Origin of the sequence: Streptomyces sp. NPDC048623 (genome assembly GCF_040650755.1) — a bacterium.
Classification (GTDB): domain Bacteria; phylum Actinomycetota; class Actinomycetes; order Streptomycetales; family Streptomycetaceae; genus Streptomyces.
The window spans coordinates 322,690-333,193 of record NZ_JBEZHV010000008.1 but is presented as its reverse complement, the minus strand read 5'-3'; the positions used below and the strand labels follow the sequence as shown (position 1 = coordinate 333,193).

Here is a 10,504-nt window from a genome sequence, read left to right as displayed (position 1 = left end):
CCCGGTCGGCGTCATCGGCGTCATCTCGCCCTTCAACTTCCCCTTCCTGCTCTCCATCAAGTCCGTGGCCCCCGCCCTCGCCCTCGGCAACGCGGGCGCCGAGTGCGGTGAGCGGGATCTCCGGGTCAGAGCCGTGTCCCGTTGACCGTCAGGGCCACGTCGATGTTGTCGCGGGTGGCGTGGGAGTACGGGCACACCTGGTGAGCCGTCCTGACCAGCGTGGCGGCCTGCTCGTCGGTCACCGAGGGCAGCGTGACGCGCAGCTCGACGCCGAGCCGGAAGCGGCCGCCGTCGGCCGGGAGGAGCGAGACCGACGCGTCGATCTCCGCGTCGTCCGCGGTGAGCCCGCCACGCCGCGCCACGAGGTCGAGCGTCGTGCCGAAGCAGGCGCCGTACCCGATCGCGAACAGCTGCTCCGGGTTGGTGCCCTCGCCGTCCCCGCCCAGCTCCTCGGGCTGCCGCAGCCCCAGCTCCAGCCGCCCGTCGGCCGTGCGTCCGCTGCCGTTCCTGCCGCCGGTGACGTGTGCGTGCGCGGTGTACAGGGCCTTGGTCATGTCGGAACTCCCTTGGTGACGTGCGTCCGGTCTTCTGGCTACTGAACTTCTTGTCTTCGAACTTGACACTTCAAAAACAGGAAGTCAATGGGCTACGGTCTGGAAGTACCGGCCGACGGAAGGGAGAGAGAGATGGACATCGGCTACTTACTGCCGACGCGGGATCAAGTGGCTTCGGGATCAGGTGAGTTGGCGTCTCTGGTCGCTCAGGCCCGGCGGGCCGAACGGTTGGGGCTCGACTCGGTGTGGGCCGGTGACAGCCCCCTGACCAGGCCGCGGGCCGACCCGCTGCTGCTGCTCGCCGCGGTGGCCGAGGCCACCGAACGGGTCGCGCTCGGCACGGCGGTGCTGCTGCCGGCGCTGCGCCATCCGATCCTCCTCGCGCACCAACTCGCCACCCTGGACCGGCTGTCGGAGGGACGTCTGATCGCCGGCATGGGCGGCGGGTTCCCGAACGCCGGCACCCGGGCCCAGTTCGAGACGCTCGGCGTCAACTTCGACCGGCGCGTCAGCCGCCTGGAGGAGACCGTGCAGGTGATGCGGCGGCTCTGGACCGGCGAGACGGTGTCCCACGACGGCGAACACATCGCCTTCAGGGACGTACGCCTGGAGCCCGCACCGGCACGTCCGGGAGGGCCGCCGGTCTGGCTGGCCGGGGGCGGCGGGCCCGCGCTGCGGCGGGTGGCCCGGCTCGCCGACGGCTGGCTGCCCTATCCGCCCGAGGTGACGACGTACGCACGGGAGCGGGAGTTCATCGAGCGGTCGGCGGCTCCTCGCCCGGTGACTCCGGCCCTCTACGCGACGCTGTGCCTCGACGAGGACCCGGAGCGGGCGCGGCGACGCCTGCGGACGAGCATCGAGCGCTACTACGGCGTGCCGCTCGACCTTGTCGCCCCGGTCCAGGCCCTGTTCGCCGGGCCCGCCCGGCAGGCCGCCGACTGGCTGGCCTCCTACGCCGCGGCCGGCGCCCGCCATCTGGTCGTCCGCCTGGCGACCGACGACCACCCCGCAGGCCTGGAGGAGTTCGCCGACCGGGTGCTGCCCCTGCTGCGTACGGAGGAACGCCGATGACCACCTTCGTTCTCGTCCACGGCGCCTGGCACGGCCCCTGGGCCTGGGACCGGGTCGTACCGCTGCTGCACGCCGCCGGGGCGCGCACCCTCACCCCCGACCTGAACGGACCCGGGGACCGCGGCCTGCACGACGACGCCGGGGCGGTCGTCGCCGCCCTCGACGCCGCCGTCGGTGAGGAGGTGGTCCTGGTCGGGCACAGTTACGCCGGGCTCGTCGTACGGGAGGCGGCCGACGCGCGGCCCCACGCCGTCGGGCACATCGTCCTGGTGGACGGCTGGGCCGGGCCCGACGGCGCCGCCCTGGTGGACCTGGCCCCCGAGGCCTTCGTGAGCGCGGTCGAGTCGGCGGCACGCACCCGCGGGGACGGCCGGCGGATCCCGGCGCCGCCCCCGGCCGCCTTCGGCATCACGGACGCCGCGGCGGCGGACCGGCTGGCGGCCCGTCTGGTTCCCCAGCCGCTGCGGACGTTCACCGAACCCACCCGCCTGAGCGGCGCCGTCGACCGCGTTCCCGGCACGGCCGTCCACTGCCGGCCGCGGACCTACCCGTTCGACCGGTTCGGCCGGGACCTCGGGTACCGGACCCGGGCGCTGGACGGCCCGCACGACGTGATGCTCGTACGGCCCGATCCGCTCGCCCGGATGCTCCTGGAAGTCGGTGAGGAGCTTCAGGAAGGGGAAGCGTGAAGCCTAGAATGAAGAAGTGGAACAGCGGACCTACAACCAGTACTGCGCGACCGCGCGCACCCTCGACCTCGTCGGCGAGCGCTGGACGCTGCTGCTGATCCGTGAACTGCTGACCGGCCCCAAGCGATTCGGCGACCTCCAGGCCGGTCTGCGCGGCCTCGGCACCGGCCTCCTCTCGGCCCGCCTGAAGCACCTGGAGGCCGAGGGGCTCGCCCACAAGATCACCCTCCCGCCGCCCGCCCGGACGCCGGCGTACGCCCTGACCGAGGCGGGCGAGGAGCTCGGCCCCGCCGTCCTGGCCCTCGCCCGCTGGGGCCTGAAGTGGGCGATGGACGAGCGCCGCGAGACCGAGACCTTCCACCCCGGCTGGGCGGTGCTCGGCCTGCGGGCCTGCTTCGACCCGGACGCCGCCGCCGGACTGCGCGCGGTGTACGAGTTCCGCGTCGGCGACGAGTTCTTCCACGCCCGGGTCGACGAAGGGACCATCGAGACGCTGCACGGACCGGCCCAGCACCCCGACGCGGTCCTCACCATCGGCCAGGACGACTTCCTCCGGCTGACCGGCCAGGACCTCACCCTCGCGGAGGCGATCGAGACCGGCGCCGCCTCGGTCTCCGGCGACGCCGAGGCCTTGACCCGGCTGCGGGGTCTGTTCCGGCTGCCCCACCGCCGGGACCGGAAGCCGGACACGGCCGCGCCCTGAGCGGCCGCTACCGGACCACTCCGGCGTGCCTGCGTGCGGCGAAGTCCGCGAACCACGGGAGCATGTCGGCGTGGGAGACGGCGCCCGGGCCGCAGACGTCGGCCGGGTGCGCGCCCTGCAGGATGCGTTTCACGGGCACCTCCAGGCGCTTTCCGGTCAGGGTGCGCGGCAGGGCGGGCACCCTGACGATCGTGTCCGGCACGTGGCGTGGGGACAGCTGCCGCCGGATCGCGCCGGCGATCCGCTCGCGCAGAGCGTCGTCGTGGTGCTCGGCGTCGCCCTCGTGGCCGCCGTCGTCGGCCACCACGAACAGCGGCATGAAGTAGCCGCCGTCGTCCTCCTCGACGCCCACGACGAGACTGTCCGCGATGCCGGGCAGCTGCTCCACCACGGCGTAGAGGTCGGCGGATCCCATCCGCACGCCCATGCGGTTGAGCGTGGCGTCGGAACGGCCGGACACGACGACCGACAGGTCCTCGTCCACGGTGGCCCAGTCGCCGTGCCGCCAGACGCCGGGATACGTGGCGAAGTAGCTGTCCCGGTAGCGGGTGCCGTCGGGGTCGGCGACGAAGCGCAGCGGCATGGAAGGGAGCGGGGCGGTCACGACCAGTTCTCCCTGCTCGCCCGTCAGGGGGCTGCCCGCCTCGTCCCAGGCCGCCAGGGCCACGCCGAGCGCGGGCCCCGGGATGCGGCCCACGCGCACGGGCAGGAGCGGGGAGGCGCCCGCGAGCACCGAGCAGATGTCGGTGCCGCCGCAGATCGACTGCAGCTGCGCGCCGGGGACGAGGTGCTCGTGGACCCAGCGCCAGGTGCTCGGTGCCAGCGACGAGCCGGTCTGCAGGACCGAGCGGACGGCACCGAGGCCGAGGTCGGCGGCCGGGCGCAGGCCCGACTTCTCCACGGCCGTCAGATAGGCCGCGCCCACGCCGACCACGGTCGCCCCGGTCCGCTCGGCGACCCGCCAGGCGCCGGCGGCGTCGGGCCAGGCGGGGCTGCCGTCGTGGAGGATCAGCGTGGCGCCGTGCAGCAGCCCGCCGACCAGGAAGTTCCACACCATCCAGCTCGTGGACGTGACGAACAGATACCGGTCGTCGGGGCGCAGGTCGACGCCGAGCCCCAGCGCCTTGAGCAGCTCCACGACGATGCCGCCGTGCCCCTGCACGATGCCCTTGGGCACACCGGTGGTTCCGGACGACCAGAGGATCCACAGGGGATGGTCGAAGGGCACGTCAGCGAAGGTCAGGGGCCCGTCGGCGGGAGGCAGTCCGGACCAGGAGTGCACCTCGACGTCCGCCCGTACGGGCCAGGCGCCGGGGTCCGCGGCGCGGAGGTGGTCGACGGTGAGGAGGTGACGTACCGTCGGCAGCCCGTCCACGAGTTCGCCGACCGTGTCGCGCTTGTCGTACTCCTTGCCGCCGTGACGATAGCCGTCCGCGGCCACCAGGACCGTCGGCTTCGCCTGGGCCAGCCGGGCAAGGACGCTGGGCGTCCCGAAGTCCGGTGCGCAGACCGTCCACACGGCCCCGACCGCGGCGGTGGCCAGCAGGGCGACCACCGCCTGGGGCAGGTTGGTGAGGTACCCGGCGACGCAGTCGCCGGGCCCGACGCCCATCCGGCGCAGCGCGGCCGCCACATCGGCGACCTGGTCGCGCAGCCGGGCCCAGGACATCTCGACGGGCTCGCCGCCCTCGTCCACGCTCACCAGGGCCGGCCGTTCGCCGGTGGCCTGGGCGAGGCACCGCTCGGCGAAGTTCAGCCGCGCGCCGGGGAACCAGCGGGCCCCCGGCATCGTGGCGTCGGCCAGGACCTCGTCGTACGTCGTGACGGCGTCGAGGCCGTAGTACTCCCACACCGCCGACCAGAAGGCCGGCAGGTCGGTGGAGCTCCACCGCCACAGCTCGGCGTAGTCGGCGAAGCGGAGCCCCCGGTCCTCCTCCAGCCACGCCATGAACAGCGCGACATTGGAGTCCTCCAGCTCACGGGGGCCGGGGGTCCACAGCAGGTCGGGGTCCTGGCTCGCCCGTGCGTCCCGGCTCACCCGCGCCGCCCTGTGGGGACGGCGGGGAGCAGGGTGCGGGGCGAGTCCAGGGTGCACAGGATCTCCTCGGCCAGGGGCCATGGGCCGTATCCGGAGGCCGGGTTGAGGTGGCCGACCTCGCCCACATCGAGGAGGGCGCTGCCCCAGCGGCGGGCCAGGTCCGCGACCGCGTCCAGTGTGGCGAGGGGGTCGTTCGCGCTGGCCACGACGATGCTGGGGAAGGGCAGGCGACGGGTGGGGACGGGGGTCCAGGCGTGGGCGTCGAGTTCGTCCTGGGTGGGGTAGCCCTCGGGGAGCGGGGTGTCGAAGTCCGGGGGCGTGGCGAGGAGCGCGCCGCGCACGTCGGCGGTGTGCCGCGCGGCCCAGTGCACGGTGGTGAGGACGCCGGCGCTGTGGGCGACGAGGAGGACCGGACCGTCCACGGACGCGAGCGTCTCGGCCAGGTTGGCGACCTGGGCGTCGAGGCTGAGCCGGTTCTCCTGGACGGGGGACAGGGTGCGCACGGTGCGTCCGGCCTCGGTGAGACGCGCGGCGAGCAGGGTCTGCCAGTGCCCGGCGACATGGTCGCGCAGGCCGGGGACGATCACCACGGTGGGTTCCGCGGCTGCGAGTTCCGCGGCCGTGGGGTCCGGGGCGGTGGGGTTCACGAGGAGACCTCCGACGTTGTCTTGGGCTCGGTGGGCTCGGTGGGCTCTGCGGACTCGCCGGGCTCTGCGGGTTCGGCCGGTGCGGCGGCCTCCGCGGGCTCGGCCGGTGCGGCGACGCAGCCCAGGCGGACCAGGTCGCGCTCGTACCAGCGGCGGCCGATCAGGAAGGCCACCGTGGCTAGGACGGCGGTCAGCGGTACGACACGCAGGGCGCCGAGCAGGCCGAGCCGGTCGGCGAGCGCGCCGGTGAGGGCGGGGCCGGGGGCCAGTCCGAGCAGGCTGTTGGCCAGGGTGAGGGTGGCGAAGGCGGTGGCGGCGACGGCGGCCGGGGTCAGGTTCGCCACCATGGCGGCAGCGGGTCCCGCCGTCCCCGCCGACAGCAGGGCGCCGACCGCGAGGACCGCCAGCTGGAGCCCACCGGTGGGAAGCCGGAAGGCAAGGCTCAGCAGGGCGAGCGAACCGAGGCTGCACGTCACGGCGACGGCCCACTTGCGGATCGGGGCGCCGGCGCTGATGCGGTCGGAGGCCATGCCGCCGACGATCATGCCGACGCCGATGATCATCGCGTAGAGGCCGGCGACACCGCCCGCCTTGGCGGGCGTCATGTCGTAGTAGCGGTCGAAGAAGCTCGGCAGCCAGGCCAGGAGCGCGCCCGCGATGAAGAGCTGCAGTCCGCTGCCGATGTAGGCGCTGACCACCGAGACGGAGGAGAACAGGCGGGGCAGATGGCCGCGCAGCGGCTCCTTGGCCGTTCGGCGGGCCGTGCCCTCGGCGTCCGTCCCCTCGGCCGTACCGCCGCCGGGCGCCAGCTTCCTCTCCTTGACGACCAGGCCGTACACCACGGCGAGGACGAGTCCGAAGATGCCCATCACGGCGAACGCCCAGCGCCAGCCCGCCGCTTCGGCCACCGCACCGCCGATGGCCACACCGAGGACGGAGCCGAAGGCGCCGCCCGCGATGAACGCGCCGGAGAGGGTGGCGCGCAGGGCGACCGGGAAGATGCTGAGGACCACGGCGATGCCCACGCTGCCGTAGGCGGCCTCACCGATGCCGACGAACAGCCGGCCCACGAACATCTGGCCGTAGCTCGCCGACACGGCGCACCCCAGGGTGGCCAGGCTCCACATCGTGGCGGCGATCAGCAGGCTGCGGATCCTGCCCCAGCGGTCGGCCATCAGCGACATGGGGAGGGTGAGCACGCCGACCATCAGGGCCACGATGCCGCTGAGCGAGCCCAACTTCGCGTCGGACAGCACCCATTCGGCCTTCAGGAGAGGAAAGACGGCGTTGAGGACCTGCCGGGACATGTAGTCGGACAGCAGCAGGCCGAAGCTCAGCGCGAAGACCGTCCAGGCATAACCTTTGGACACGGGCCAGGCGGATGCGGGCTCCGCCGGGGCCGTGGACTGCGCAGTGCTGTGAAACTCCATTGTCATCACCTCGACTGCTCGGAAAAGGTCGGAAATCCCCCGTGGAAAACCGTGGAGATGGGGGCGGCTCAGACGGGTCTGTCGCCCACGATCTCGGCGCGCTCCATCTTGCGGACGGCGGGCCAGTAGTCCTGTACGGCGTAGTGCTGGGTGGAGCGGTTGTCCCAGATGGCGACCGAGTTGGGCCGCCAGCGCCAGCGCACCTGGTACTCCGGGACCGCCGCCTGGCTGAGCAGGTAGTTCAGGAGGTGGCTCGCGCCCGGGGCGTAGTCCTGCCCGAAGCGCACGTTCTCGGGGGTGTGGTAGTTGACGAGGTGCGTGGTGAAGCTGTTGACGAAGAGGATCTTCTCGCCGGTCTCCGGGTGGGTGCGCACCACCGGGTGCTCCGCGTCGGGATACCGGTCCTTGAGCGCGTGGCGCTGCTCGATCGGCATGGCCGCGCCGAAGGTGGCCTCGATGCTGTGCTTGGCGCGCAGCCCCTCGATCCGCGTCTTGATGTGCTCCGGCAGCCGCCGGTAGGCCTCGGCCATGTTGATCCACATCGTGTCGCCGCCCACCGGCGGACACTCGACACAGCGCAGCACGGCACCCATGCCCGGGCGCTCGCGCCAGGTGCCGTCGGTGTGCAGGGCGTTCTCGTAGTGCTCCGGCTTGCTGTCCAGGTCCTTGTAGATACGGACCAGGCCCGGGGCCTCCGGGTCGCTGCCGGCGACGGGATGGTCCATCAGCGGGCCGAAGCGCTGGGCGAAGGCGACGTGCTCGGCGCGGGAGAACTCCTGGTCGCGCAGGAAGAGGACCTTGTGTTCGAGGAGGAGGTTCTTGATCTCGGCGAACAGGTCGTCGTCGTGGATCGCGTCGGCGAGGTTCACACCGTGCAGCTCCGCACCGATGGTGCAGGTCAGCGGCTCGACCTCGAAGGAGACGCGCGGTGTGTCGCGCCGGATCAGGGCAGGGGTCCACCGTGTGGACGAGAGGGTGTCGGACATGGTGCTCACTCCCTTGGTGGGACGGCGGGGTGACAGGTCGTACGAGGGGTGCTCACCGTGCTCACGGGATGAGGACGGACGACCCGGTGGTCTTCCCGGCCTCCAGGTCGCGGTGCGCCTGGACGGCGTCCTTCAGCGCGTAGCGCTGGTTGGTCTCGATCGTGATGCGGCCGGCGGCGACATGGCCGAACAGCTCGCCCGCGAGGGCCGCGCGCTCGGCCGGGTCGGCGATGTAGTCGGCCAGGGCGGGACGGGTGACGAACACCGAGCCGTGCAGGGCGAGTTGCATGGCGTCGATGGGCGGTACGGGGCCGGAGGCGGTGCCGAAGCAGACGAGGAGTCCGCGCCGGGCCAGCGAGGCGAGGGACCCCGCGAAGGTGTCCTTGCCGACGCTGTCGAAGACCACCGGGACCCCCGCGCCGCCGGTGAGTTCACGGACCCGCTCGGCCACGTTCTCCCGCCGGTAGTAGACGATCTCCTCGCAGCCGTGGGCACGGGCGATCTCCGCCTTCTCCTCGCTGGAGACCGTACCGATCACACGGATGCCGAGCAGCGCGGCCCACTGCGAGAAGATCAGGCCCACACCTCCGGCCGCCGCGTGCAGCAGCACGGTGTCGCCGGCCTTCAGCGGGTGGATCCTGCGCAGCAGATAGGCCGCCGTCAGACCGCGCATGGTCATCGCGGCCGCCGTCTCGCAGCTGATCTCGGGGGGCAGCCCGATCAGGTGCGAGGCGGGCATGACCCGCTCGGTGCTGTACGCGCCGAGCGGACTTCCGGTGTACGTCACCCGGTCGCCCTCGGTGACCTCGGTGACGCCCTCGCCGACCGCCTCCACCACGCCGGCCGCCTCGACGCCGATGCCGTCGGGCAGGCGGGCCGGATAGAGGCCGGTGCGGAAGTACGTGTCGGCGAAGTTGAGGCCGACGGCCTCGTGCCGGATGCGTACCTCGCCCGGGCCGGGGTCGCCGACGGTGACCTCCTCCCACTTCAGGACGTCGGGGCCACCGGTTTCGTGGAAGCGGACGGCGTGTGCCACAGGGAACTCCGAAGGACGTGAGCGGATGCGGTACGGGTGGGGTTCGGGCGGAGGCGCCCGGAGGCTCGGAGGCCCGGAGGCCTTCCGGTCCTAGACCTCGCGCAGCATGAAGCCGCGCTGACCCGGGCGGCGGTTGGGCACCATGCCGAGGCGGGCGAGGGTCTCGTCGGCGGAGTCGTAGTACTCGCCGAGCTTGTAGATCTTCTTGGCCTCGGGGCCGGTGGCGATGTCGCGGTGGAGCGCGTCGGCGATCTTGACCATCTGCTCGATCTGCTCGACGGTGGTCATCCGCTCGCCCTTGCGGCCCCACAGGTTGTCCTCGTTGCCGACCCGCACGTGCGCGCCCAGCGCGATGGCGATGGCGTTCATCGGCGCCACCGCGCGGAAGGAGCTCTCGACGGTGAGCGTGGCGCCGTCGGGGACGCGGCGGATGAACTCGATCAGGTCGGCGGGGTGGCGGCCGGCGAAGCCGCCGCCGATGGCGACGTAGTTGAGCGTCAGCGGGCCGGTGTAGATGCCCTTGCGGATCAGCCGCTCGACCGTCTCCAGCTGCGCGAGGTGCGCGAGCTGGAAGTGCGCCTGGATGCCGTTGGTCTGGAGGCGCTTGAGGTGCTCCAGGTAGAACTCCGGGCCCGCCTCCAGGTACATGTCGCGGTAGGCCTGGTAGTACGCCGGCTTGGCGATCGAGGTGCCCTCGATGTCGTCGTCCGTGAGGATGTCGACGATGTTCATCTGGCTGGTGTTGATCGCGATCGTGACCTGGTCCGGCCGGGGCGTGATCTCGGCCAGCATGTGGCGGGTGTCGTAGCCGAGCCACTTGGCATCGGCACCCTCCTCCTCCGGGGCGAAGGAGATCGAGCCGCCGATCTGCAGGACCATGTCCGGCACGGCCTCGCGCAGCCGGCCCACCAGCTCGTTGAACATCGACAGGCGCTTGGACCCGTGGCCGTCCAGCTCGCGCACGTGGATGTGGAGCGCGGTGGCGCCGGCGTTGTAGCAGTCGACCGCCTTCTGCACCTGCTCGTCCATGGTCACCGGGATGTCGTCGGAGTCCTCCGGCAGCCATTCCGGGCCGTAGGGCGCCGCCTGGATGACGAGCTTTTCCTGGTTCTCGGGGTGGAGCGAGTCGTCGTGGAAATGCACGGTGCTTCTCCTTGTGGTGAAAGTGATCGCGTGTCCGGGGGCAGGTGGCGCGTACGGCGGCCGGACCTGGGGACGGCGGCGGAACCGGAGGGCGCGCACCGCCGGGGGAGTGACCGGCCGCGCCCTCCGGGGACCGGCCGCCGGTGCGGTGGTGTCACCGTAGGGCTGGGCACGCGCGGCCGTTTGGCCTGGCGGGACACGTCACTT

10 protein-coding genes and 1 pseudogene are annotated in these 10,504 nt (G+C 72.4%); 4 read left to right on the top strand and 7 right to left on the bottom strand.

Annotated elements, in window-relative coordinates; genetic code table 11:
* A pseudogene (locus AB0C73_RS15235) lies at positions 1 to 94 on the top strand (aldehyde dehydrogenase family protein); the annotation flags it as partial.
* Between the two features lie 31 nt (positions 95 to 125).
* Here the strand turns inward: AB0C73_RS15235 and AB0C73_RS15230 are convergent.
* On the bottom strand, positions 126 to 554 hold the full coding sequence (locus AB0C73_RS15230) for an organic hydroperoxide resistance protein (RefSeq protein ID WP_362529350.1): 429 nt from the start codon (positions 552 to 554) through the stop codon (positions 126 to 128).
* An 87-nt stretch (positions 555 to 641) separates the two neighbouring features.
* Between AB0C73_RS15230 and AB0C73_RS15225 the strand changes: the two genes are divergently transcribed.
* From AB0C73_RS15225 to AB0C73_RS15215, 3 genes are read left to right on the top strand one after another with little or no spacing between them, the layout of a single operon-like run.
* Entirely contained in the window at positions 642 to 1,625 is a 984-nt protein-coding gene (locus AB0C73_RS15225) for an LLM class flavin-dependent oxidoreductase (RefSeq protein WP_362529349.1), read from the top strand.
* A complete protein-coding gene (locus tag AB0C73_RS15220) occupies positions 1,622 to 2,314 on the top strand; it encodes an alpha/beta hydrolase family protein (protein WP_362529346.1) in 693 nt (230 codons plus the stop codon). Before AB0C73_RS15225 ends, AB0C73_RS15220 begins: the two co-directional genes overlap by 4 nt.
* A 16-nt stretch (positions 2,315 to 2,330) precedes the next feature.
* Positions 2,331 to 3,017 carry a winged helix-turn-helix transcriptional regulator gene (locus AB0C73_RS15215; protein ID WP_362529344.1) on the top strand — a complete coding sequence of 229 codons (687 nt, stop codon included), beginning with the start codon at positions 2,331 to 2,333 and terminating at the stop codon, positions 3,015 to 3,017.
* 7 nt (positions 3,018 to 3,024) lie between these two features.
* Here AB0C73_RS15215 and AB0C73_RS15210 read toward each other — a convergent pair whose 3' ends face one another.
* The 6 genes from AB0C73_RS15210 to AB0C73_RS15185 form a co-directional block, all read right to left on the bottom strand.
* The gene (locus tag AB0C73_RS15210) at positions 3,025 to 5,055 is read right to left on the bottom strand and encodes an acetoacetate--CoA ligase (RefSeq protein WP_362529341.1); all 2,031 of its coding nucleotides are present in this window, start codon (positions 5,053 to 5,055) and stop codon (positions 3,025 to 3,027) included.
* Positions 5,052 to 5,702 (bottom strand): alpha/beta hydrolase, encoded by a 651-nt coding sequence (locus tag AB0C73_RS15205; protein WP_362529338.1) that lies wholly within the window; start codon positions 5,700 to 5,702, stop codon positions 5,052 to 5,054. Before AB0C73_RS15205 ends, AB0C73_RS15210 begins: the two co-directional genes overlap by 4 nt.
* A complete protein-coding gene (locus tag AB0C73_RS15200) occupies positions 5,699 to 7,072 on the bottom strand; it encodes an MFS transporter (protein ID WP_362529336.1) in 1,374 nt (457 codons plus the stop codon). The genes AB0C73_RS15205 and AB0C73_RS15200 overlap by 4 nt, the downstream gene beginning before the upstream one ends.
* A 128-nt stretch (positions 7,073 to 7,200) precedes the next feature.
* Positions 7,201 to 8,118 (bottom strand): TauD/TfdA family dioxygenase, encoded by a 918-nt coding sequence (locus AB0C73_RS15195; protein ID WP_362529333.1) that lies wholly within the window; start codon positions 8,116 to 8,118, stop codon positions 7,201 to 7,203.
* A 61-nt stretch (positions 8,119 to 8,179) separates the two neighbouring features.
* Positions 8,180 to 9,154: a quinone oxidoreductase gene (locus tag AB0C73_RS15190; RefSeq protein ID WP_362529330.1), complete on the bottom strand. Its 975-nt coding sequence runs from the start codon at positions 9,152 to 9,154 to the stop codon at positions 8,180 to 8,182.
* A 90-nt stretch (positions 9,155 to 9,244) separates the two neighbouring features.
* On the bottom strand, positions 9,245 to 10,297 hold the full coding sequence (locus AB0C73_RS15185; protein ID WP_362529328.1) for a 3-keto-5-aminohexanoate cleavage protein: 1,053 nt from the start codon (positions 10,295 to 10,297) through the stop codon (positions 9,245 to 9,247).
* Between the last annotated feature and the right edge of the window lie 207 nt (positions 10,298 to 10,504).

What these genes read in the sequence shown, in the direction of transcription:
- AB0C73_RS15225 (WP_362529349.1), top strand. Translation starts at nt 642, where the DNA reads ATGGGCTACGGTCTGGAAGTACCGGCCGACGGAAGGGAGAGAGAGATG.
- AB0C73_RS15220 (WP_362529346.1), top strand. Translation starts at nt 1,622, where the DNA reads ATGACCACCTTCGTTCTCGTCCACGGCGCCTGGCACGGCCCCTGGGCC.
- AB0C73_RS15230 (WP_362529350.1), bottom strand. Translation starts at nt 554, where the DNA reads ATGACCAAGGCCCTGTACACCGCGCACGCACACGTCACCGGCGGCAGG.
- AB0C73_RS15195 (WP_362529333.1), bottom strand. Translation starts at nt 8,118, where the DNA reads ATGTCCGACACCCTCTCGTCCACACGGTGGACCCCTGCCCTGATCCGG.